At 71.4% G+C, this 22,791-nt stretch carries 19 protein-coding genes and 1 CRISPR repeat array; of the genes, 12 read left to right on the top strand and 7 right to left on the bottom strand.

Going from position 1 to position 22,791, the window contains the following annotated elements; genetic code table 11:
* Window positions 1-109 precede the first annotated feature (109 nt).
* Window positions 110-2,317, top strand: coding sequence for a PrsW family intramembrane metalloprotease (locus AB0I72_RS10805; protein WP_358565504.1), 2,208 nt, complete (start codon window positions 110-112; stop codon window positions 2,315-2,317).
* Window positions 2,318-2,976: 659 nt separating this feature from the next.
* On the opposite strand, the gene AB0I72_RS10810 is transcribed toward AB0I72_RS10805, so the two are convergent.
* Window positions 2,977-4,071 carry a methyltransferase domain-containing protein gene (locus AB0I72_RS10810; RefSeq protein ID WP_358565507.1) on the bottom strand — a complete coding sequence of 365 codons (1,095 nt, stop codon included), beginning with the start codon at window positions 4,069-4,071 and terminating at the stop codon, window positions 2,977-2,979.
* A 426-nt stretch (window positions 4,072-4,497) separates the two neighbouring features.
* Between AB0I72_RS10810 and AB0I72_RS10815 the strand changes: the two genes are divergently transcribed.
* From AB0I72_RS10815 to AB0I72_RS10825, 3 genes are read left to right on the top strand one after another with little or no spacing between them, the layout of a single operon-like run.
* Entirely contained in the window at window positions 4,498-4,764 is a 267-nt protein-coding gene (locus tag AB0I72_RS10815; protein ID WP_358565510.1) for a hypothetical protein, read from the top strand.
* Entirely contained in the window at window positions 4,761-5,276 is a 516-nt protein-coding gene (locus tag AB0I72_RS10820) for a DUF6879 family protein (protein ID WP_358565513.1), read from the top strand. The genes AB0I72_RS10815 and AB0I72_RS10820 overlap by 4 nt, the downstream gene beginning before the upstream one ends.
* An 8-nt stretch (window positions 5,277-5,284) precedes the next feature.
* Window positions 5,285-6,121, top strand: a complete 837-nt coding sequence (locus AB0I72_RS10825) for a helix-turn-helix transcriptional regulator (RefSeq protein WP_075924678.1) — start codon at window positions 5,285-5,287, stop codon at window positions 6,119-6,121.
* A gap of 71 nt (window positions 6,122-6,192) precedes the next feature.
* Here AB0I72_RS10825 and AB0I72_RS10830 read toward each other — a convergent pair whose 3' ends face one another.
* Window positions 6,193-6,375, bottom strand: coding sequence for a DUF397 domain-containing protein (locus AB0I72_RS10830; RefSeq protein WP_358565516.1), 183 nt, complete (start codon window positions 6,373-6,375; stop codon window positions 6,193-6,195).
* A gap of 19 nt (window positions 6,376-6,394) precedes the next feature.
* A complete protein-coding gene (locus AB0I72_RS10835; RefSeq protein WP_358565519.1) occupies window positions 6,395-7,255 on the bottom strand; it encodes a helix-turn-helix transcriptional regulator in 861 nt (286 codons plus the stop codon).
* Between the two features lie 208 nt (window positions 7,256-7,463).
* On the opposite strand from AB0I72_RS10835, the gene AB0I72_RS10840 reads away from it, so the two are divergent.
* The 3 genes from AB0I72_RS10840 to AB0I72_RS10850 all read left to right on the top strand — a co-directional run bounded on the left by AB0I72_RS10840 (window position 7,464) and on the right by AB0I72_RS10850 (window position 9,330).
* Window positions 7,464-8,366: a Scr1 family TA system antitoxin-like transcriptional regulator gene (locus AB0I72_RS10840; RefSeq protein ID WP_358565522.1), complete on the top strand. Its 903-nt coding sequence runs from the start codon at window positions 7,464-7,466 to the stop codon at window positions 8,364-8,366.
* A gap of 95 nt (window positions 8,367-8,461) precedes the next feature.
* A complete protein-coding gene (locus tag AB0I72_RS10845) occupies window positions 8,462-8,947 on the top strand; it encodes an ATP-binding protein (protein WP_358565525.1) in 486 nt (161 codons plus the stop codon).
* Window positions 8,944-9,330, top strand: coding sequence for a hypothetical protein (locus AB0I72_RS10850; protein ID WP_358565528.1), 387 nt, complete (start codon window positions 8,944-8,946; stop codon window positions 9,328-9,330). The genes AB0I72_RS10845 and AB0I72_RS10850 overlap by 4 nt, the downstream gene beginning before the upstream one ends.
* A gap of 218 nt (window positions 9,331-9,548) precedes the next feature.
* Here AB0I72_RS10850 and AB0I72_RS10855 read toward each other — a convergent pair whose 3' ends face one another.
* Window positions 9,549-11,876 (bottom strand): molybdopterin-dependent oxidoreductase, encoded by a 2,328-nt coding sequence (locus AB0I72_RS10855; protein WP_358565531.1) that lies wholly within the window; start codon window positions 11,874-11,876, stop codon window positions 9,549-9,551.
* 156 nt (window positions 11,877-12,032) lie between these two features.
* Here AB0I72_RS10855 and AB0I72_RS10860 point away from each other — a divergent pair, with 156 nt between their 5' ends.
* Genes AB0I72_RS10860 through AB0I72_RS10870 form a run of 3 tightly spaced genes read left to right on the top strand, consistent with a single transcriptional unit; the run spans window position 12,033 to window position 15,198 of the window.
* On the top strand, window positions 12,033-12,962 hold the full coding sequence (locus AB0I72_RS10860; protein WP_358565534.1) for a CoA ester lyase: 930 nt from the start codon (window positions 12,033-12,035) through the stop codon (window positions 12,960-12,962).
* Between the two features lie 56 nt (window positions 12,963-13,018).
* Window positions 13,019-13,726, top strand: coding sequence for a response regulator transcription factor (locus AB0I72_RS10865; protein WP_358565537.1), 708 nt, complete (start codon window positions 13,019-13,021; stop codon window positions 13,724-13,726).
* Window positions 13,723-15,198 carry a HAMP domain-containing sensor histidine kinase gene (locus tag AB0I72_RS10870; protein WP_358565540.1) on the top strand — a complete coding sequence of 492 codons (1,476 nt, stop codon included), beginning with the start codon at window positions 13,723-13,725 and terminating at the stop codon, window positions 15,196-15,198. The genes AB0I72_RS10865 and AB0I72_RS10870 overlap by 4 nt, the downstream gene beginning before the upstream one ends.
* A gap of 7 nt (window positions 15,199-15,205) precedes the next feature.
* Here AB0I72_RS10870 and AB0I72_RS10875 read toward each other — a convergent pair whose 3' ends face one another.
* Both AB0I72_RS10875 and AB0I72_RS10880 read right to left on the bottom strand, forming a co-directional pair.
* The gene (locus AB0I72_RS10875) at window positions 15,206-16,534 is read right to left on the bottom strand and encodes a glycosyltransferase (RefSeq protein ID WP_358565543.1); all 1,329 of its coding nucleotides are present in this window, start codon (window positions 16,532-16,534) and stop codon (window positions 15,206-15,208) included.
* A 425-nt stretch (window positions 16,535-16,959) separates the two neighbouring features.
* On the bottom strand, window positions 16,960-18,669 hold the full coding sequence (locus AB0I72_RS10880) for a trypsin-like peptidase domain-containing protein (RefSeq protein ID WP_358565546.1): 1,710 nt from the start codon (window positions 18,667-18,669) through the stop codon (window positions 16,960-16,962).
* A 168-nt stretch (window positions 18,670-18,837) separates the two neighbouring features.
* Between AB0I72_RS10880 and AB0I72_RS10885 the strand changes: the two genes are divergently transcribed.
* Window positions 18,838-19,443, top strand: a complete 606-nt coding sequence (locus AB0I72_RS10885; RefSeq protein WP_358565549.1) for a response regulator transcription factor — start codon at window positions 18,838-18,840, stop codon at window positions 19,441-19,443.
* A gap of 81 nt (window positions 19,444-19,524) precedes the next feature.
* Window positions 19,525-19,941, top strand: coding sequence for a VOC family protein (locus AB0I72_RS10890; RefSeq protein WP_358565552.1), 417 nt, complete (start codon window positions 19,525-19,527; stop codon window positions 19,939-19,941).
* A gap of 76 nt (window positions 19,942-20,017) precedes the next feature.
* Window positions 20,018-20,473: direct repeats of the CRISPR family, unit length 28 nt; unit sequence GGACCATCCCCGCCTGTGCGGGGCGCAT.
* A 60-nt stretch (window positions 20,474-20,533) separates the two neighbouring features.
* On the opposite strand, the gene AB0I72_RS10895 is transcribed toward AB0I72_RS10890, so the two are convergent.
* Window positions 20,534-22,723, bottom strand: a complete 2,190-nt coding sequence (locus AB0I72_RS10895; RefSeq protein WP_358565555.1) for a SpoIIE family protein phosphatase — start codon at window positions 22,721-22,723, stop codon at window positions 20,534-20,536.
* Window positions 22,724-22,791 lie beyond the last annotated feature (68 nt).

The raw sequence follows: 22,791 nt of genomic DNA on the forward strand, positions 1-22,791 counted from the left end.
ACGGGGAGAGGGCGTGTGACGCGCCCCACCCACAGCGCCGTTATGCTCGGTCCGGGTCGCCCCGCCCCTGGACGGCCCGGACCGCCCCCGGTACGGCTCGAGGACCCCCATGGAAGAACAGGCCATGCTCGCGCGCGACCTCGTGCTGCGCGTCTGTGCCGGAGCCACCGAGTTCGACTCGCACTGGATCCGGGCCGGAGGCAAGGTCACGACGCCGTTCGTCGTGCCGCGCGACCGCAACCTCATCCGCGCGATCGTCGACGCGGGCAGGGCCATGGGCGTCGCGCGGCTCCTGGTCTGCCGCACGCGGGCCGAGTTCTCCTACGAACCGGTCACCGAGGTCCCGCTCGACACCGACACCCTCATCGACCTCATCCGGGGCTGGGGGCCGTACCCCACCGACTTCCTCGTCTGCGTCGAGGACTTCTCCGCCGCCGTGCTCGTCGCGGCCGACGAACTCACCGTCGCGGCGGGGCCCGCCGACTTCGTCCGCGAACTCGTGGGCGCCGACATCCCCCAGGCGCGCGACGCCTTCGCCGCCCGCGCGAAGGCCGACGGCGGCTCCCAGCTGTCCCGCGCCGCCCAGCTGTACCGCTGCGTCGACCCCGGCGCCCGACACACCAAGACGCCCCGGGGACCCGGGCCCGACCTGGCCGAACGCGTCGCGCGCGCGTTCGATCTGGCCCGACGGCGCTCACCGCGCACCGTCCGCGCCCTGCGTGCCCTGCGCGGGGCATGGGGGTGGGCGATGGTCGTCGTGCTGCTCGCCGCGCCCCTGGCCGTCCCCGGGCTGGACGCCACGGTCCCGGCCCTGGCCGCCACCGTCCTCCTGCTCGTGCAGCTGGCCTGGATCGCCCGCTCCCGCACGGTCTCCTTCGCCGACCTGCTGCGGATGACCGCCGTCGGCGCGGCCCTGCTCTGGCCGATCGCCGCCGCCGAGTCCGCCCTCCTCCGACTCATGGGGGCGCAGCCCTACGGCGTGGTCGGCTACACCTATGTCGCCGTCCCCGTCGAGGAGCTCGGCAAGCTCGCCCCACTGCTGCTGTTCGCGCTGGTCGCCCACCGGCGGGCCCGCCGCCTGGCCGCCGTTGACCTGCTGCTGTTGGCCGCGGCCTCCGGGGCCGGTTTCCAACTGGCCGAACGTGTGCTCACCGACGTCTCCCTCGGGGCCGCCGACCTGTCCGCCGACGACGGGTTCCTCCTGCCGGGCGGCACCACGGTCACCGCACCGGACGGGACCGTGCTCGCCGTGTTCGCCGGGCACGCCGTCACCACCGGTCTGGTCGGGGCCGTCCTCGGCCTGGCGATCGTCGGACGGCGGTACGGCGGATGGCTGTGGCTGCTGCCCCCCGTGGCGCTGACGGTCGCGCTCCTGGACCACCTCAACCTCAACGCGGTGCTCGCCGGGGCCGCCCTGCACCCGGCCACGGACATCGTCCACGGCCTGCTCGGCGGCGGGGTGCTCACTCCGTGGCTGCTGCTCCTGGCATTGGTGTGCGCGGTCGCCATGGACTACCGGATGATCGGCACGGCCGCCGAGAGCACCCCGGCACTGCCTGGACAGCCGCCGCTGGCGGGGCTGCGGCGGCGGGCGTGGGGGAGGTCGATCGCGATGCGCGTGCGGGTCCCCGCCGACATCGCGCCGCTGTTCCGACGCGTCGCGCTCTCATGGGTGGACCTGCCCGTCACGCTCGCCACGACGGCGTCGTCGATCGCGCACGAACTGGCCGTGTCCGTCATCGCCGCCCGGCGGGGACCGGCCGCGCTGTGCGACACGTGGCGGTTCCTGCGCTGGCGGCGGGCGAACGCGATGGGGGAGGCCCGGTCGGAGGGGCGGGCCTGGCGGCGGTACCCGGCGCAGGAGGACCTGACGAGGAACGCGCGCGACCTGGCCGCGCGGCTGGGGCTGTCGGCGACCGGGGGTGTGACCGGGGCCCGGTCGGCGGGCGCGTTGTTCGCGGCGCTGCCGGTGGTGGCCGGGGTGTCGGCGGTGCTCGGCGGGGCGGAGGTCGCGGCCGGAGCGGACGGGGCGGCGTACGCGCTGCTGGCGTTCGACCGGGCGGAGACGTGGCTCGGCGGACTCGACGCGGGCGGGACCGTGTGGGCGGCGCTGGCGCTGGTCGCGGTGGGGACGCTGCTGGTGTCGGGGAACGGTGTGCCCTACGCGCATCCGCGGATGAGGGAGTTCCTGCGCGCGCCCGGGGCCAACACGGGGGTCGTGCTGGGGATGCTCGCGCCGGGGCAGGTGGGGTACGCCCTCGTCGGCCTGGTCGGGCTGGCGCTGCCCCGGAAGGTCAACCGGCTGCTGGCGCGGTGACGCGCGCGGTCGCCCATCCCGAGCGTGGGATTCCGACCGGGTGACCCCACTGACGTGAGGCCACGCCGTCATTCAACAGACTCCGACGAGATGATCGGGCGGATGTTGCGGCCGTCCCGCGGGCACACCCACGAAGGAACACCGTTCACCACATCGGGTTTGGCGGGATGGGGGTGTCCCGGGCACGTGGGAGCCGGATCGCCGTGGGTGCTTTCCAGAACCTCGTCCTGAAGCTGATCCGCGAGCATCCTGATCGATTCAGCGTCTGGCAAGGAGTCCGGAAGTCTCACCATGGACCACGGTCCCCCGGGGCCGAGGGAGAGGCCGACCAGCACGCCCGGCTCACCGCCTCCCCAGGAAGCGCTGTCGAAACCCAAACGAAGGGTGGACCCGGGTTCGAGCCCGCTTTCAATGATAAAAGCATTGACATTTTCCACTGCCGTGGCGTTCAGTCTGGACGGGCGGGGTTTCCCAAGTTGGCGCAAGATATCCTCCGCCCACTTCCTGACGGCGTCGGCGCTCCGCTCCCGGTTCACTGTTCGGCCCGGACGTCGGCGGCCCACGCGATGGTCTGTCCGGTCAGCAGGATGCGCGGTTCGCTCAACGGTGTTCTCCAAGGATGTCGGGTCGGTGGCCCCGGGCCACGCGGTGTGTGGTTCCTACACCGGGTGTTTCCACGTGCCCAGGCTGGAGCGGATGGTGTGGACGCCGCTCTCCGCGTCCACTTCCAGGGTGAAGGATTCCAGGCCGGGCCAACCCGTGTCCTCCAACATCGTGTACGCCTCCGTGAAGGTGGTCAGAGCGCCGGTGCCGTGACGCGTGACCGAACCGTCCGGCCAGATGTGCGCCCAGTCGTCGCCCTCGCCCAGGGCGACGACCGGTGCGGCACCGTCCCTCCAAGGGCGGCCTCCCACGGCGATGTACAGCCCCGGGCAGGTGAGCACGAGGCGGGTCAGGCGGTCGTTGTCGAGGAGGTCCCTCGACCCCTCGGGGAAGGTTGACCTACTGGTCGCTTCCTCGCCGGTGCCGGGGAACCGCTGTCGCGCCCCGCGTTGTCGGCGGTCGCGCATGAACGAGGCGTCACGCGTCAACGGGCCGCTGGCGGTGCCCGGCCCCGTCCTGCGCAGGGCGGCGACGGGTGTGGGTCCGCCTTCGCGGTACGGAGCCCAGGGGATCACCAGCCGGTCGTCGGGGCCGACCCGTTCCACCCACTCCCGGGGGACGCGCTGGACCGCGCACGTGGCGATGAGGGCGTCGAAGACCTCGGAGTCGTCCGGGATGGTGCCGGTGCCCACCTCCACGTTGGTTGCCTTGAGCCGGGACCGGGCGTGCGCGGCGACGTCGGGGTCGATCTCCACGCTCGTCACCGACCCCTCGGGGCCGACGAGGGAGGCGAGGATCGCCGCGTTCCACCCGGTTCCGGTGCCGATCTCCAGCACGCGCATGTCCGGCCCGACCCCGGCCGCCTCGATCATGTCCGCCATGAGTTGGGGCGCGGAGGATGACGACGTAGGCGTGTTCATCGGGCCGTCGTCGCCGTCGTTGGCTTGTGTGGTGACGTAGTCGTCGCTGTAGACGGCGCGCGCCCATCCATCTGGATCGTCGGCGCGGTTCAGCGGTGCACCGACCGCGCTGGGCCAGATCGCGTCGGGAATGTATTCGTGACGCGGGTGGGCCGAGAACGCGGTGCGGATGGCGTCGGTGGTGTCCAGCCGATCGGTCAGGGCGGAGTGGGCGCGGTCGAGGTCGGTCACGTTCTCACACCTTCCCCGTCCCCTTGCATAGCGGGCATTGCATGGGCTCTTTGTCCTTCCAGGGACCTTGCCCGTCGCCGCCGGGGAAGACCCACCCGCTTCCCCGGCAGTTGTCGCAGTCGGCGGCGTGGGGGGTGAGAGGTTGGGGCTGTGGCGGCACCAGGAGGGGGATAGCGTTCGCGCCGGAGGTGATTTCTTCCATTGATGCCCTTTCGTCGAGTTTGGTGCACGACGGCATGAGGTTCCCGGTAAGGGTGAACGGACAACGCGGAGCGTTCCGCCTCGGGAGGTGGTATCGACGCTACGGGTGTCGTCTTTCGGGGCTCAATGAAGTTTCACGAGATTGCACGGGCTCGGGGTTCCCCAGACCGCCAGGAAGATGAGGGTGAGAGATGCAACTTCGTGAAACACCCTTGACTGTGAGGAGTGGCGGACGCGAGGCTTGACGGGCCGTGTCACGTAGCTCTTGGACAGGGAGTCAACAAGTTGCGGATCACGCTGAGGGGCAAGGACCCGGAATCAAAGCCGAACGGCTCGCCCACGGTGTACCAGACTGATCGGGGTTCCTGGTTGGTCCAGGGATGGGTTGTCACCGACCGGGACGCCCTTGTCGAGATGGCTATCCCTGAGGGTGAGACTGTGGTCGAGATCCCGGACAGGATGCTCCAGTTTTTTGCCGAGAGGGACCAGTGAGAATCACCCAGCAAGAGTTCCATGATCTCTTTGAGGAATTCGAATCCGAGTGCCTTCACATGGAGACGCGGGACGCGTATGGAACACAGGCAGAGATCGAGCCCTTCTCGAAGTGGCTTGCTGGCGAACCGGATGACTTCGAGTGGCTTCAGGGTTGGTGTGACACCCTGCGTCGTGGGGTTGCGCAGGGAAAAGTCTTGCGACGTGCATGTGTGGTTTCAGAGCCACTGAGTGAATATCAGAGGTGGGCTTACAGTGTGACGCAGCCGCTTGTGGATGCGGGTGAGGATATTAGATGGGTGCCGCGTCGGTCTGTATCCTCGATTCCCTTCCCGGGGAATGATTTCTACCTGATCGACGGGTGCAAGGTTGTATTCATGCACTACTCGGGAGAAGGTGCCACAGAAGACATCGTCATATCGACCAGTCAGAGTGATATCGACCTGTGCCGCGCGGCTTTCGACTCGGCATGGAGTCTCGCGGTGCCGCACCGCGACTACAAACCCGTTTGAGTTGATACGTGTCGGATCAGGTCCGTCATGCGAAGACGGCCTTCGGCTCCCGCCTGCGTGAGATCCGCAAGGACGCCATGCTCTCGGGGCGGGAGCTCGCAGCCGCAACCGGGATGCACTTCACCAAGGTGTCCCGGTTGGAGCATGGAAAGCAGAACCCCTCCGAACGGGATGTCAAGCTTTGGTGCTCGGCCTGCGGCGCTGAGGATCAGATCCCGGAGTTGCTGGCGACCTTGCGAGGCATCGATGGGATGTGGGTCGAGTGGCAGCAGCACCTCAAAGGCGGTCTCAAGTACCTGCAACAGACGTTTGACCGGTTTCACGAGGGGGCGAGCGTGGTTCGCTCCTACGAGTCGATCGTGGTTCCCGGCATCCTGCAAACCGCTGCGTACAGTCGCGCGGTGCTACGGATCGCGAACGATTTCTATGGTGCTGACGGGCGGATTGACGATGCCGTTGATGTCCGATTGCACCGGCAGCGGTTCCTTCACGAAGGGAAACAGCGCTTCCTGTTCGTGGTCGAGTACTGGGCTCTCCAGGCTCGGTTCGGCGACGTGGACGTGATGCGTGAGCAGTTGGAACGGTTGCTCGCGGTCACGACCTTCCCTCAGGTGTCATTCGGGGTGATCCCGCCGGATGCCGTGCGCAGGATGTGGCCTGGTGAGGGAACCTGGATCTTCGACGACAAGGTGGCAGTTGTCGAGACGACGACGGCCGAGATGCAGGTAACACAGCCCAGAGAGATCGTGCTGTTCCTACGCGCGTTCGGCCGCCTCCAAGATCATGCGGTGTACGGTGCCGAGGCTCGATCGCTGATCGAGAGAGCCATCCGCGAACTCGACTGATCCCCCACTCTGGGGAGGACGCAGCGGTGTCCCAGCCGTGGAAGACGGCCGGGACACCGCTGCGTGTCTGGTCAGAGGTAGTGCGTGCGGGTGGCGTCGATGAAGGCGCGCCACTCGGCTCGATCGAACATGAGCGGCGACTGCTCCAGGGTCTTGGAGTCACGAACCGCGTGCAGGGTGGGAGTGTCCGCGACCTCCACACACGCCTGTGCGTTGGCGCTGTAGGTGGACTTGCGAAACTCCAGGTCGAACATCGGTATCACTTGTGTCCTTCTACGTGTAGACATCACGCATCACCTGCTCGATGAACTCCACCGAGGGGCCGGGGAGCAGAGCCGAGCCCTGTAGGTGCCCGTATACGTCATTGTGCCTCTCGATTTGGTGGGGTTCCTCCAGGAACTGGCTGGTCGTGACCGACTCGGTAAACGCCAGCGTCTGGTCCAGAGGATCTTCGAAGTCGAGCAGGATGAAGGATCCGAGCATCGCGGCGTGGGCTCCTGCGGTGAAGGGAAGCACGCGAAGGTCGATGTTGTGCCTGGTGGCCGAGTTGATGAGGTGCTGAAGTTGCTCACGCATGACATCAGGACCTCCGACGACGCGTCGTAGGGCTCCCTCGTCGAGGATCGCGTACAGCTTGGCTGGGTGCACGCCTTCCAGGATCCTCTGGCGTTCCAGTCTGGCTTGTACGTGACGCTCGACGACGTTGGCAGGATGCGCCGCGCCTCCGCGAAAGATGGCAGCCGCGTAGTCGGGGGTTTGAAGAAGGCCGGTGATGACCTGCGCTTCGAAGGTTCGGATGGTCGATGCCTCAGCCTCGAAGTCGGGCAGTGCTCCGGGACCGAAGACGTCACGATAGTCCGACCACCAGCCTCGTTGCCTCGCTTCCTTCGCGAGCTGCATGAGCGCATCTCGGTAGCACCGATCCGCGGCGTTGTAGAGGTCGAGGAGCTTGGCCAGGTCGGGCTGGTTGATGCCCTGATCTGCCCGTTCGATACGGGTGATCTTGGAATGCTGCCAGCCGAGGGTCTTGGCGGCGACTGCGCCGGTCAGCCCCGCCTGCTCGCGGAGCTTGCGGAGTTCAGCGGCGAGTCTGCGACGGCGCACGCTGGGGCTTTGGGTACGGGGTCGGCGCATGGACCGATCGTAACCCTCCAACCCCGGAGAAGTCGCAAGAGTTTGCTCACGATCCCTTAATTAATCGCAGTTTGCGATCCATGATGTCAGTACTCAGCTCATTGCTCAGGGTAGTGGCTGGGTGTCTCCTGGTGGGGTGCTTTGAGGAAAGGATGCTCGTCGCCTCATGCGCCTCGCTGACCTGCATCATCGCGAGAATCGAGGTCAGATGACGAACTCCACCCGTCGAAGCAGCGGACACGGTCCCACGAGGTCATTCGAGAGCGGGGCTGAGCGAAGCGAGTGGGAGGTGTTCGGGGAGCGGGTCGCGCGGTTCCGCGCGGAGGCCGGGCTCGCCCACAACGACCTCGCGATGCGGGAGGTCCTCAGCGCCGAGGAACTCCGGGAGATCGAGAGCGGCGCGACGGTCCCGGCCCGCTGCACCGTCGACTACCTCGACCGCAGGTTCGGGGCGAAGGGCCGCCTGACGAACGCCTGGGCCCGCGCCACCATCAGCACCCACCTGGTCGGTGGCGCGAGCCCGTACGAGCTGGACACCAGCGCCCGCACCATCCGTGAGTTCAGCCCCGGCACCATCCCCGTGCCACTCCAGACCCACGACTACGGCACCGCGCTCCGGCGGTTCGCCGGGAACACGGCTCGGCGGGGCGGGTTGTGGAACCGGTCGGGCGATCTGCGCGTGGTCGTCAACGAGACCGCCGTGCGGACCCTGGTCGGCGGGGCCGAGGTGATGCGGGAACAGCTGCGACGGCTGGTCAACGCGATCCGCGGCAGCGGGCTGCGCTTCCAGGTCATCCCGCACGGCGTGGCCGACCACCCCTGCCCGATGGGTCCGTTCCGGCTCCTGTCGCTGGGACCGGCCTACACCGTCGCCCACGTGGTCGCCCCCTACGGCGACGGGCAGCTCATCACCGCGCCGAGCGAGATCCAGGCGTTCTCGGACCTCTTCGAGGACCTGTGCGGGGCGGCGCTGTCGGTGGCCGATTCGCTGGCCCTGCTGGCCGACGCCGCCAACGGTGTGGAGCCGAACCCTTCCCCCAAGGCCATCGGCAGCGGGAGCGAGGCGAACCGCGTCGGTGGTCTCACCACGCTCTCCACGATCGCGCGCTGACGCGGTCACACGAAAAGGCTCTGGCGGGTGAGTCGAAGCACCCCCAGAGCAGGCCGACACGCATTCCCATCTAGACACAGAAAGCGAACGCCGACATGCCCATTGTGCCGCACTCGACGCCCTCCGTGACCTTGTGGAGGGCACGGATCTACCCGGGAACCCTCGACCGGATGTCCACGATCCGCGCTGACCTGCGCGCCGACCTCACCGGGTTCGACGAGGAACTGGTCGAGCGCATGACCCTGTGCACCAGCGAGATCACCGCCAACGCCATCGAGCACACCCGATCCGGAGAGCCGGACGGCCGGGTGCTGCGCGCCCTCTTCCTTCCGAAACCGGGAGTCCTGCGGCTGGTCGTCGTGGACGACGGAGCACGTGAGAGCGAACCCCGGATCCCGAGCCAGCGGACCGAGGCGGAGTGGATGAGCGCCGAACGCGGACGCGGCCTGTTCCTGGTCGACACCCTCGCGCGGGCCTGGGGCACCTATCCGGTGGTTCCGTTCCCCTTCTGCGCCGCCCTGGGCACGGCCGTGTGGGCCGAGTTCTCCGTGGAGGCGACGGAGAGCGAGGCGCTTCGATGAGCACGACGACGGTGAATCCGCGCATGCGCGCGGTGCTGGACGCACCGAGGGGCCGCCGCTTCTCCCGCCCCGCCGGTGCGACCCCGCTCACCCGGGAACACCGGCTGCTGGCCCAGATGGAGGGCAGCCCCCGGGTCGCCTACCGGCTCGAACACGGGATCCTGCCCGCATGGATGCTGGTGGCCGAGGAGAAGCGGAGGGGCCGGGTCGGACCGAGGCCGACCGTTCCCGTACGGGAACCGAACCCCACGCCCCGCGGTGGAGGCCGCCACCGGTCCCGGCGTCGCTGGCGTGGAAGGGGCCTGCTGTTCCGCGCCGCCTCCTACACGGCCGCGCTCGTGGGTGGAACGCTGCTCGGCCACGTGGTGACCCTGTTGGCGTGACGTCACGCGCTGTCCGGTCCCACCCCCACACCTGAGGTTCTCGTGGGTGGGGCCGGACATGGCGGGCATGTCGGAACTGGCGACGTGAGCGTCCCCCCTCTATCAAGGGAACCGTGTCGGTTCGCGGTGCGCCAGGCCGGGGCCCCGACCTGTGGACCGAGGGCCGCGCAACGAATCGCCGGGCCCTTACCGCCCGACTGAGCCGGGAACGCGCGCGGTCAGGCCGACGCGACCCCCCGCGGCGGCTCGAAGGCCCGCACCGGCGGCAGCGGATCCGTGAACGGCTCCACCCGCACCCGCGTCAGCTGCCCCGTGCACGCCTGCGACAGCGACGACGTCCCCACGTCCTCCGTGAGCACGTTCGGATTCCCGTGCGCGCAGGTCACCCCCGCCGCCGACCGGTCGAACCAGGCCCCCGTCGACAGCTGCACCACCCCCGGGCGCAGCGCGTCGCTGACCACCAGCCCCGCCAGGCACGAACCGCGCGGGCTGCTCACCCGTACCACGTCACCGTCGGCGACCCCGGCGGCACGGGCGTCGTCCGGGTGCATCCGCAGCGGCGCGCGCTCGCGGACCTTCTGCGACCGGCTGTACGCCCCCATGTCCTGCTGACTGTGCAGCCGCCCGCTGGGCTGGTTGGCCAGCAGCACGAGCGGCCATGCACCGTCCCCGGCCCCGACCGCCGGACCCGGCAACCACACCGGGTGGCCCGGGCAGTCCTCGTACCCGAACGACGCGATCGTCTCCGAGAACAGCTCGATCCGCCCGCTCGGCGTCCGCAGCGGCCGCCCGTCCGGATCCTCGCGGAACTCCCCGAACAGGGCCTCGTCCTCCACCCGCCCCGGGATCTCCACCCGGCCGCGCGCCCAGAACGCGTCGAAGTCGGGCACCTCCAACCCCCGGCGCGCCACCAGCGACCGCCAGCGCCCGTAGATCAGCCGCAGCCACTCACCGCTCGTCCGGCCCTCGGTGAACTCCTCGCGCACACCCAGGCGTTCGGCCAGGTCGGCGTAGGTGTCGTACTCGTCGCGCGCCTGCCCGTGCGGCGGCACCGCGCGCGGCATCGCGCGGACGGTCAGGTCGCCCTGGCTCGCGGTCAGGTCGTCGCGCTCCAGCACGGTCGTCGACGGAATGACGATGTCGGCGTGGCGCGCGGTCGCCGTCCAGTGCGTCTCGTGCACCACCACGGTCTCCGCCCGGCCGAACGCCCGACTCAGCCGCGCCAGGTCCTGGTGGTGGTGGAACGGGTTACCGCCCGCCCAGTACACCAGCCGCACGTCCGGGTACCGCAGGTCGGCGCCGTCGAACCGGTAGCGCCCGCCCGGGTTCAGCAGCATGTCCGCGACCCGCGCCACCGGGATGAACGCGTCCACCAGGTTGTCGCCCTGCGGCATCCGGGGCAGACCGAGCGGCGTCGACCCGCCGCCGTAGTTGCCCATCGACCCGTACCCCGACGCGAACCCGCCACCCGGCAGTCCCACCTGACCCAGGCAGCACGCCAGCGCCAGCCCCGCCCACAACGGCTGCTCGCCGTACCGGGCACGCTGCACCGACCAGCCCACGTTCACCAGCGTCCGGCGCTCGGCCATCCGCCGCGCCAGCGCCCGCAACCGGTCGGCCGGAACCCCGCTGACCCCCTCCGCCCACTCGGGGGAGCGCGCCACCCCGCCGGGACGCCCGCGCTCGTCGCGTTCGCCCATCACGTAGGCGCGCAGCCGGTCGGCCCCCACCGTGTACCGGTCGAGGAAGGCGGTGTCGGCCAACCCCTCGGCGAACAGCACGTGGATGAGCGCGAGCAGGACGGCGGTGTCGGTTCCCGGCGCGATCGGCACCCACTCGGCCCGCACACCCTTGTCGGTGTCGTCGGCCAGCGGCGACACCGACACGAACTCCACGCCCGCGTCGGCGGCGTCGCGCATCGCGGGCAGCGCGGTCTGGGCGGCGCGCCCCCCGGACGACGTCCACGTGTTCGACACCCGCAACCCGCCGAAGGTCACCAGCAGCTCCGTGTGCTCCCGGATCTGGGACCACGCCGGGGCGCGGTGCAGCAGACGGTTGGCGCCCGGCGTGCCCAGCAGCCGGGGCATGAGCACCTCCACGGCACCGTGGCTGTAGGTCGTCCGCGAGCGCGTGTACCCGCCGATCGTGTTGAGGAACCGGTGCAGCTGGCTCTGCGCGTGGTGCACGCGGCCCGCGCTGCCCCACCCGTAGGAGCCGCCGTAGATCGCGGCGTTGCCGTGCTCGCCGCGCACCCGGTCCAGCTCGCGCGCGAGCAGGTCCAGGGCGGTGTCCCACTCGACCTCGACGTACTCGTCCTCCGGGTCGCCCCGGCGCGGGTCCGGCCCCGGCCCGTGGTCCAGCCAGCGGCGGCGCACGGCCGGGCGCGCCACGCGCGAGGCGTGGTGCTGGGCCTGCGGGGTGTTGCCCATCACGGGCGACGGCGCGGGGTCGTCGGGGTCCGGGCGCACGCCCACCACGCGGCCGTCGTCGACGACGACCTGGTAGCTGCCCCAGTGGGCGCTGGTCGGGTACCGCGTGGCGGACATGGTCGCTCCTGGTCCTCGTGCTCTCCGGGGCGCGTCGGAGCCCCGGACCACACCCTACGCACCGCCCGGTGCGATGATGAGCCCCGCGCCCCGGCACCGGGCGGGGCGTCCGCCACACGGCGGCGGCACGGACGGTCGAGCGGAGCGGGAACGGCGATGGGTGAACTCAGGTCGCGGCGGTCGGTACTCGCGGTGCCGGGGTCCAACCCCCGGTTCGTGGAGAAGGCGCGGGGACTGGACGTCGACGCCTTCTTCCTGGACCTGGAGGACGCCGTCGCACCCCTGGAGAAGGAGGCCGCGCGCGAGAACGTCGTGCGGGCGCTCAACGACGGCGGGTGGGGCCGGAAGCTGCGCTCGGTCCGCGTCAACGACGTGTCCACCGCCTGGGCGTACCGGGACGTGATCGCCGTCGTGGAGGGCGCCGGGGCGGCACTCGACTGCCTCGTCCTGCCCAAGGTCACCTCCGCGCGCGACGTGCACTGGCTCGACACCCTCCTCACCCAGATCGAACGCGCCGTCGGGCTGGCGGTCGGCCGGATCGGCATCGAGGCGCAGATCGAGGACGCGCGCGGCCTGACGAACGTCGACGCGATCGCCGCCGCCTCGCCCCGCCTGGAGTCGCTCGTCTACGGCCCCGCCGACTTCATGGCCTCGCTCAACATGAAGAGCCTGGTCGTCGGCGAGCAGCCGCCCGGCTACGACACCGGCGACGCCTACCACTACGTCCTCATGCGCATCCTCACGGCCGCGCGCGCCCACGGTCTCCAGGCCGTCGACGGCCCCCACCTCCAGATCCGCGACGTGGACGCCTTCCGGCGCTCGGCCTCCCGCACCGCGGCGCTCGGGTTCGACGGCAAGTGGGTCCTGCACCCGCTCCAGGTGGAGGCGGCCAACGAGGTCTACGCCCCGACCCAGGAGGACTACGACCACGCCGAGCTGATCCTGGACGCCTACGAGCACGCCACCACCGTCGACCGCCGCGGCGCGGTCATGCTCGGCGACGAGATGCTCGACGAGGCCTCCCGCAAGATGGCGTTGGTCGTGGCGGGGAAGGGGCGCGCCGCCGGGCTCCGCCGCACCTCCTGACACGCGCCTCACCGGGTTCTTACCGGCCTCTCACCCGGATACGGGAGCATGTGCGCATGGAAGCCACCTCCTCCTCCGCGGCCACCGTGCTGGTCGCCGACGACGACCGGGCGATCAGGGAGTCACTGGAACGCGCACTCCAACTGGAGGGCTACGAGGTGCGCACGGCGGCGGACGGCGTCCAGGCCCTCGCCTCCGTGCACGCCGACCCGGTGGACCTGCTCGTCCTCGACGTGATGATGCCCGGAGTCGACGGTCTGGGCGTGACCCGGGTGCTGCGGGCCGAGAAGGACCGCACCCCCATCCTCATGCTCACCGCGCGCGTGGAGACCCCCGACCGGGTAGCGGGACTCGACGCGGGCGCCGACGACTACCTCGCCAAGCCCTTCGAGCTCGACGAACTCCTCGCCCGGCTGCGCGCCCTGCTGCGCCGCGCCGCCCCCGTCACCGAGGAGGGCGAACCGGAGGGGCCGCTCCAGGCGGGCGAGCTGCGGCTCGACCCGCTCGCCCGCCGCGTCTGGCGCGGCGACCGCGAGATCGACCTGTCCAAGACCGAGTTCGACCTCCTCGAACTCCTGGTCCGCAACGCGGGCATCGTCCTCGACCACGCCACGATCTACGACCGGATCTGGGGCTACGACTTCGGCCCCGAGTCCAAGAACCTCGCCGTCTACATCAGCTACCTGCGCCGCAAGCTGGAGGGCGGCGGCGGTCCGCCGCTCATCCAGACCGTCCGCGGCGTCGGGTACACACTGCGCGCATGAACACGCCGAACCGGAACGGGACGACCCGCCCCTGGTGGCGCGAGCTGCTCGACCAGCCGCGCGACTGGCGGCTGGGCACCCGCTTCGCCGTCCTGTTCGCGCTGGTCGCGGCGGTGACGATCGCGCTCGTGGGCACGCTCGCCTACACGACCGCCGCGTCGCTCATCCGCACCGACGCCCGGGACGAGTTCGACCGCACGGTCGAGGAGCTCTCCGAACAGCTCGTCACCCAACACGGCTCCGGGGGTCCGGACGCGGTCGTCACCGGTCTCGTGATCATGACCAACGATCACTTCCAGACCCAGTACCTCAGCCCGGCCGGGACCCGTCGGCTCCCGGCCGCCGCCTCCGACCAGATCGTCCTCCTGCCCACGGACGAGCGCTCCCTGGAGATCGCCCGCTCCGCGGACCCCGGCGTCACCGACGTCCAGGAGGTGACCTCCAACGACCTGGAGTTCCGCGTCGCCACGGTCTCCATCGGCAGTGAGGTGGGCGCCATCCAGTTCGTGCAGCGCCTGTCCCCGGTGGAGCAGATGATCGACCGGCTCGCCACCCAGATCCTGTGGGCCGGCCTGCTCGTCGCACTGGCCGCCGCGGCCGCCGGATGGCTCGTCGGCCACCGGACCACCCAACGCCTGGTCCGCCTCAGCGACGCCGCCGAGTACGTCAGCTCCACCGGACGCCTGGACCCGGTCAGCGACGGTGAGCGCGCCGGGGAGGGCGGTCAGGACGAGGTGGGCCGCCTCAGCAGCGCGTTCGACGCCATGCTCGCCCGCCTGGCGCGTTCCAAGGACGAGCAGCGCCGCCTCGTCCAGGACGCCGCCCACGAACTGCGCACACCGCTGACCAGCCTGTACACCAATGTGCAGGTGCTCGGCCGGGTGGACAGGCTCAGCCCCGAGGCGCGCGAACGGCTCATCGACGACCTGCGCGGCGAGACGCGCGAGCTGACCACGCTCGTCAACGAACTCGTCGGCCTGGCCACCGGTGAGCGGGAGGACGAGCCCCAGAGCGCGGTCACCCTGGGCGAGGTCGCCGAGCGCGTCGCCGTCCGGGCCCGGCGGCGCACCGGTCGGGAGATCGTCGTGGACGCCGACGCCAGCGTCGTGTGGGGCCGCCCCGGCTCCCTGGAGCGCGCGATCGCCAACCCGGTGGAGAACGCCGCCAAGTTCGACCCGGAGGGCACCGCCCCGATCGAGATCCACGTGCGCGGGGGTGCCGTGGAGGTCCTCGACCGCGGCCCGGGCATCGCCCCCGACCAGCTCGACCGGATCTTCGAGCGGTTCTACCGCGCCACCGAGGCCCGCGGCCTGCCCGGATCCGGTCTCGGGCTGGCCATGGTCCGCGACATCGCCCGGGCGCACGGCGGCGACGTGTTCGCGCGCAACCGCGAGGGCGGCGGCGCGGTCGTCGGCTTCCACCTGCCGCCGTTCACGCCCCCCGAGGAGTCGGGCCCCGAAGGGTCGGGGTGACCGGCCCTCAGGCCCCGGGAAGCGCGGCCGCCCGCGCGGACGTGTGTCCCGGAACCCGGGTCCCGGCCGGAACACCCCGGGCGGCGTCCCGGTAGATCCGCTCGAACCGCTCCAGCGAGTCCTCCAACCGGTGTCGCTCCGCCATGCGCCGACTGTGCTCGCCCATCCCCAACCGCCGACCGTCGTCGGCCACCACGTCCGCCACCCGCAGCGCCAGCGTCTCGTGGTCACCGGGCGGGAACAGGTACCCGTTGCGCCCCGCCTCCACCAGGTGCGGCAGCGCCATGGCGTCCGCCGCCACCACCGGCAGCCCGCTCGCCATCGCCTCCAGCGTGGCGATGCTCTGGAGTTCGGCGATGCTGGCGATGGTGAACACGTCGGCGCAGCGGTACACGTCCGGCAGGTCGGCGTGGGAGACGAAGCCCAGGAAGCTCACCCGGTCGGCGGAGCCCTCCGCGGCGGCCAACTCCTCCAGCCGACGTCGGCAGCTGCCCTTCCCGACCAGCGCCAGCTGGACGTCCGGCACCCGGGCGGCGGCGCGGATCAGGTCGTCGATCCGCTTCTCCTCGTCCAGCCGCCCCACGAAGAGCATCGTGCGCCGGTCGGGCAGGCCCAACCGGGCGCGCAGGCGCCGCCGCTCCGGAGCGCCGCCCCGGAACGGGCTGAAGCGGACGAGGTCGATCCCGCAGGAGACCGGTTCGACCGTCCGGGTGAAGCCCTGGTCGCGCAGCAGCCGCGCCGCCGCGGGGGTCGGCGTCGTCACGTGCTCGGCCCCCGACAGCACCGCGCGCAGGTCCCACCACGCGAGGCGGGCCACGTGCGCCCGCAGCGCCTCGGGCACGTGCAGGTAGTCGAACAGGTTCTCCGGCATGAAGTGGTTGGTGGCCACGATCGGCACACCGTGGTCGCGCGCGGCGTGCGTGAGCGTCCGGCCGACGATGAAGTGGTTCTGGACGTGCACCGCGTCCGGCCGCAGCCGGGACAGCAGCCGGTCCAGGTGCCCGCGCGTCCCGACCGGGACGGTCAGGCGGACGCTCTCGTGGGCGAGCGAGGGCATCGACCGCAGCCGGTGCTCGACCACCCCGTCCCGCTCGACCACGTACGGCCGCCCCTCGGGCGAGGGGCACACGACGTGCACCGAGACACCGCGTTCGGCCAGCCCTCGGGCCAGGCGGGCGGTGAAGTAGGCCGCGCCGTTGACGTCGGGCGGGTAGGTGTCGGTCCCGATGAGGATCCGGACACCGCGCCCCTCCCCGTCGGAGGGACGCGTGCCGGGGAGGGCCCGGGGCGGGGTCCGCGGCGTGGAGGGGGCGGGGGAGACGAAGGACGTCGACATCGAGTGTTCACCTGCGGGCGGGGGCGGCGTCGGGGCGCGGAGTAGGCACGAGTGTGGAGCACCCGAGTTGACCGACACCGACCTCCCGGTGACGACGGAGCGACCGGTCAGATAGCACATGACCCAGCGAACGATACTTTCCGTGTCCGCTCGTGTCCGTTCGTGTGCGCGGGTGCCCGCGAATGTCATCCACCGGTGACCTGGAGGGGACGTGTGTCGCCGCCCGGGTCGCGGGAGCCGGGGACCCGTGCGCCCGCGACCGTTCGGGGCGTGCCGGCGCACGGACTCGCCCCCGCTCGCCGCGAGGGAACGGTGGAGGCTCCTCCGCCGTCCCCCTCGGCCGTGAGGAGGACATGGGTGAGGGGCGGCCCCGGGACCCCCATGCCCGGGACCGCCCCTCGGGAGGGACGACCGTGGTCGTCTGGTCAGTCGCCGATGCCGTCGGCACCGGACCCGGAGTTCTGCTCTCCGAGCGTCACCGTCACGTCCTGCGCGCTGCCGGAGCCGCCCTGGAGGACCCCGAAGGTCACCTCGTCGCCGGGGCGGTGCGATCGGATCAGGGCGATCAGCTGGTCGGGGGAGGAGACGGTCTCACCGTCGACGGACACCACCACGTCTCCGGCGGACAGCCCGGCCTCCTCCGCGGCGCTGCCCGCGTTGACCTCGACGATCTCCGCGCCGCCCGCGGAGCCGCGGGTGATCGTCGCGCCGATCGCCGCGTAGCTCGCGGAACCCTCCTCGACCAGCTGCTCGGCGATGGGCCGGACCTGGTTGATCGGGATGGCGAAGCCCAGGCCCACCGAACCGCTGTCCTGCGAGATCCCGGCGATCGCGGTGTTGATCCCGATCACCTCGCCGTTCATGTTCACCAGCGGGCCGCCGGAGTTGCCCGGGTTGATCGCGGCGTCGGTCTGGATCGCGTTGATCACCGTCGAGGTGGGACCCGCCTCGCCCTCGGTGATTCCGGTGTTCACCGGACGGTTGAGCGCGCTGACCACGCCCGTGGTCACCGTGCCGGACAGCCCCAGCGGCGAGCCGATCGCCACCACGTCGGCCCCCACACCGACCTGGTCGGAGTCGCCGAGCACCGCCGGTTCGAGGTCGTCGCGGCCCTCGGCCTGGATCACCGCGATGTCGGACACCGTGTCCTCCCCCAGGACCCGGGCGGACGCCGTCGAGCCGTCGTTGAACATCACCTGGAGGGCGCTGCCCCGGGCGGCCTCCACGACGTGCGCGTTGGTGAGGATCTGGCCGTCCGAGGAGATGATCACGCCACTCCCGCTGCCGTTGGCGGTCTCGATGGACACCACGCTCGGCAGCACGGCGTCGGCGACCTCGCCGACCTCCCCCTCGGTCGGTGTGGAGGTCTGCTCGCCGTTGAGCGAACTGATCGGCGACGACACCCCGTCCGGCAGCAGGTAGGCGGTGCCCAGGGCGGCGAGCGGGCCCACGATGAGGCTGGTCACCAGGGCGGTGGCCGCCGCGACGGCGACGACGCGACCACCACGGGGCTTTCCGGGCTGCGGTACCTGGCCCGGAGGAAGCCCCTGGTGGCCGAAGGGAGGCTGTCCGGGGCCGCCGGGGCCGCCGGGGCCGTGCGGCCCACCCGGTCCATGCGGTCCCTGCGGGCCACCCGGACCCTGCGGTCCGTGGGGCCCGTGCGGCCCGTGGGGTCCGCCGAAGGACGCGTGGCCGCCGGAGAAGGCCGACCCGTCGCCCGGAGCGCCCTGGTCGCCGTGCGGCGGGACGGGTCCGCCCGCGTGGTGGGCGTACGGGCCGTGCTGGCCCCCGGCCCAGGCGCCCTCACCGGGCTGCTGCGGCGACGGGTAGGTGTAGGCCGCCTGGTCGGACGGCTCAGGTCCGGTGGCCCAGTCGTGGGCCTGGTCGGTGGGGACGAACCGGGGTCCGGTCCCCGCGGCGGACGCGTCCGGTGCTTCGGACGGGCCGCGGGACGCGGACGGAGCCTGGGACCCGGGCACGCCCTCGAACGGGGTGGTCTGGTGGACGCCGTCGTCCCGGGAGGACTGTTCCCCGGCCACGCCGGACGCCTCGGGCTGGTCGGCGGGCTCGGCGGGGCGGTGCTCGGGCTCCTCCGGCCCGGCCGCCGTGCCTGCACTGGGTTCGTTGGGGTTCAACTCAGCCTCCGACTCGCGGGACGATGCCTGCTGACGGGATCCATCATGGAGCGCACGGGTTAGAGCACGGTGAGAGCCCGATATGGCAGGGTTTCGAGTCCAAGTGACGGTGCCTTTCCCGGCACGATAGCGTCCATCTGCCACCGTGGCGCAAAGGAAGGGCAGGCCGTGATCAAGATCGTGCTGGCGGACGACGAACACCTGGTCAGAGGGGCGATCGCGGCGCTCCTCGGCCTGGAGGAGGACCTCGACGTCGTCGCCGAGGTCGGCCGCGGCGACCAGGTCGCGGACGCCGTCCGGGAGCACGGCGCGGACGTCGCCGTCCTCGACATCGAGATGCCCGGCGCCACGGGGCTGGAGGTCGCGGCGGGGCTCAAGGCGTCGGCGCCCGACTGCGGCGTGGTCATCCTCACCAGCTTCGGCCGCCCGGGCTACCTGCGCCGGGCGCTGTCCTCCGGCGCCCGGGGCTTCCTGGCCAAGGACGCCCCCGTGGACCAGCTCGCCGGGGCGATCCGCCGCGTGCACGACGGCGGGCGGTACATCGACACCGACCTGGCCGCCGCGGCGATGGTCGGCGGGGAGAGCCCGCTCACCGACCGGGAGACCGAGGTGCTGCGCGCGGCCTCCGACGGGGCCACCGTCGCGCGGATCGCCACGTCGCTGCACCTGAGCGAGGGCACCGTGCGGAACTACCTGTCCAACGCCATCGGCAAGACCGGCGCGGACAACCGGATGACCGCCATCCGAACCGCCCAGGACATGGGCTGGCTCTGAGCGAAGGTAGGACAGTGCCTGTCCGCCCTGCCCCGTAGCGTCTCTCATCGACACCGCGCGCGAATCGGGAGAGGAACCGACATGCTGCGAGGACTGACCACCATCTCGCTGTGGGCCGACGACGTCGCCGAGGCCGCGCGCTGGTACGCCGAACTGCTGGGCGTCGAACCATACTTCGAGGGCTCCGGCCACGGGGCGCTTTCCCCGGCCTACGTCCAGTTCCGGATCGGCGACCACCAGCACGAACTGGAGATCATCGACCGCAGGTACGCGCCCCCGGCCGCGCGGTCCGGGCCCGGCGGGGCGATCGTCTACTGGCACGTCGACGACTTCGCGGCGGCCTTCGAGAAGCTGCTGGCCATGGGCGCCAAGCAGTACAAGTCCGTCACCGCCAGGGGCGACGCCGGATTTCTCGCCGCCTCGGTGGTCGACCCCTTCGGCAACGTCCTGGGCGTGATGCACAACCCTCGCTACACGGACACGCTCGACCGACGGTGACCCCTCGGGGGCGGGCCGCGCCGATGAAGCCCGTCCCCGAGGCGGTCGCCCCGTGGGTCATTCCGGGATCCGTGCCGGACCATCCCCGCATGTGCGGGGCGCATCCGTGGCGGCCGGTGTGCACCAACACCGAGCGGGGACCATCCCCGCGTGTGCGGGGCGCATGCCCGCATGCGGTCGCTGCTGAACACCGTCGAGGGACCATCCCCGCCTGTGCGGGGCGCATGTCAGGGAGGGGAGGGGAGAGGAAACCACTCGACGGACCATCCCCGCCTGTGCGGGGCGCATGGGGACGGACCGGAGCGGCGCGGAGAAATCAAGGGACCATCCCCGCCTGTGCGGGGCGCATCGCGCTCGCGTCGGCTCGGGTTGGTCGGCCAGCGGACCATCCCCGCCTTTGCGGGGCGCATACGGTGGGCAACCTCGTGGGCCTGTCGCTGTCGGGACCATCCCCGCCTTTGCGGGGCGCATCCCCGGACCAGCTTCCCTGACCCGCTGGCCGCCGGACCATCCCCGCCTTTGCGGGGCGCATACTTCCTGACCTGGGACTTCACCAGGCCACAGGCCTCGAATCCTTGGGTTCGGCGCCCACCTACAGCAACCGCAAAACCATCATCGCGGTGTCGTCCGTGTGCCCGCCGGGCGCGTACTCCTCCAGCTCGCGGTCGATCCGGCTGATCACCGCCTGCGCGGTCAGCCCCGCGCACCCGGAGAAGATCTCCTTCAACCCCTCGTCCCCGAGCATGTCCGAGTTGCTCCGCCGCTCGGTCACCCCGTCGGTCACCGCCAGCACCACCTCTCCCGGGCGCAGCTCCACGCTCTCGTTCTCGAACCCCACGTCCTCGAACGCCCCCAGCAGCGGCTGCGACGACCCGAACGACGACACCTCGCCCTTCTGGTTCAGCCGCAGCGGCAGCGGGTGCCCGGCCGACACCATCCGCACCCGCATCCCCCGGCCGGCGTCCGTGGCCGGGGTCATCTCCCCGTACAGCATGGTGAGGAACCGCGTCGAGGTGTTCTCGTCCAGGATCGCCATGTTCAGCCGCTGCATGATGTGGGCCGGAGAGAACCCCTCCCTGGCCAGCGCCCGCAGCGTGTGCCGCGCCAGCCCGGTGATCGCCGCCGCCTCCGGACCCGTGCCGCACACGTCGCCCACGGCGAAGCACCACCGACCACTGGCCGCGAACACGTCGTAGAAGTCCCCGCCGACCACGTTCTTCTCGTCCGCCGGACGGTAGAACACCGCGTGGTCCACGCCGGGGATCACCGGCTCCTTCTCCTTGGCGGGAAGCAGGCTGCGCTGGAGCGCGACGCTCATCGACGCCTGCCGCTCGTGCAGCCGCGCGTTCTCCATCGCCGACGCCACGCGTCGGCTCAGGTCGTCGGCCACGTCCACCTGGTCCCGGGTGAAGTCGTCCGCCTCGCTCCGTCCGATCGTCATCCGTCCCAGCGCGCGCCCGTGCGCCACCAGGGGGATGCTGATCGCCGGTCCCTGCGACAGATCCCGCGCCAGGTTCTCCGTCAGCCTCGCCTCGGCGAGCTCCGCCGGGGACCACAGCGGCCGCGGCTCGCGCTGCTCACGCGGCGGGAGCCCGGACAGCAGCTCACGCAGGGCGTCGTTGAGGTCCTCGTCGCGGTGCGCCACGTGCGTCAGCTGGAAGACGCCCAGGTCGTTGGTGGTGTGGATGGCGCACCACCGGCCCAGGCGCGACGTGATCAGCTGCGCCGCCAGCGCCCCCGTCATCCGCTCGTCCAGCGTGCCCGCCAGCAGGTCGCTCGCCTCGGCCAGGAAGCTCAGCGACGCACGGCGGCTCAGCTCCACCTCGGCCAGTCGGGACCGCTCGACCGGCAGCGCGATCCGGTCGGCCCCCTCCTGGAGCCGCTGCGCCGCCGCCGGACCGAAGTGCCGCGTCCGCTTCGACGCCACGCCCAGCAGTCCCGTCACCCGGCCGTCCACGATCAGCGGCGCGGTCACCAGGGAACGCATCCCCGCACGCGAGAGCCGACCCCGGCTGGCGCGGGCGATCATCAGGTCGTCGTTGATCGTCGGCCCCGGTTCCGGCGCCGCCGACGGGAACGCCTCCTCGGTGCGCACACGCAGGGGCCGCCAGGGAGCGTCGTCACTGGTCAGCCCGACCGCCGACCGCACCTCCCACATGGTCTCGTCCGAGGTCGCCAGCGCGATGTAGGCGGCGTCGCCGCCCAGCGCCGTGGCGGCGTGCTCCACGGTCCGCTCCAGCAGCTGCCGCAGGTTCAGTCGCGAGTTCAGCGCGGCGTCCAGCGACGCCCACGTGCTCGGCCGCGTCGGGCGGTTCGCCCTGCCGCGCACCGGCGGCGACTCCAGCGACGGCGACGTCGGGCGCGTGGTGTCCTCGATGCGGAACCACACCGCCTTGTCGTCGCGCCCGTAGCTCACCCCCCAACTGGAGGCGATCGCCGAGGCCAGCGCCAGCCCGAGGCCGGCGCCCCGGGCGTCGCCCGACGACGGCGCGGCGTCCACCCGCAACGGCCCGGCCTGCGGGACCGCGCGGTCGGGCGCCGAGTCGGTCACCATCACCTCGATGGACCCGTCCACCCGGCGGACCGCCACCTCCAGCGCCGACCGCGCGTGCACCACGGCGTTGGTCACCAACTCGCTGACCAGGAGGATCACGTCGTCGAAGGGCTCCGGCACACCCCAGGACAGGAGGGTGTCGTGGACGAACTCCCGAGCGGCCGCCGCGGTCTCGGGAGCGGGTGGGAAGTCTCGTCGGGCGACCTTCGACGCGTCGTGTGCAGGCAAGCCGGGCAAGTCCTTCGTCAACGTGGCGTGGGCAGCGGGGAGTAGGGCTGCCACTGCCACGATACGCC

Source organism: Nocardiopsis sp. NPDC049922 (assembly GCF_040660275.1).
Lineage (GTDB): Bacteria > Actinomycetota > Actinomycetes > Streptosporangiales > Streptosporangiaceae > Nocardiopsis.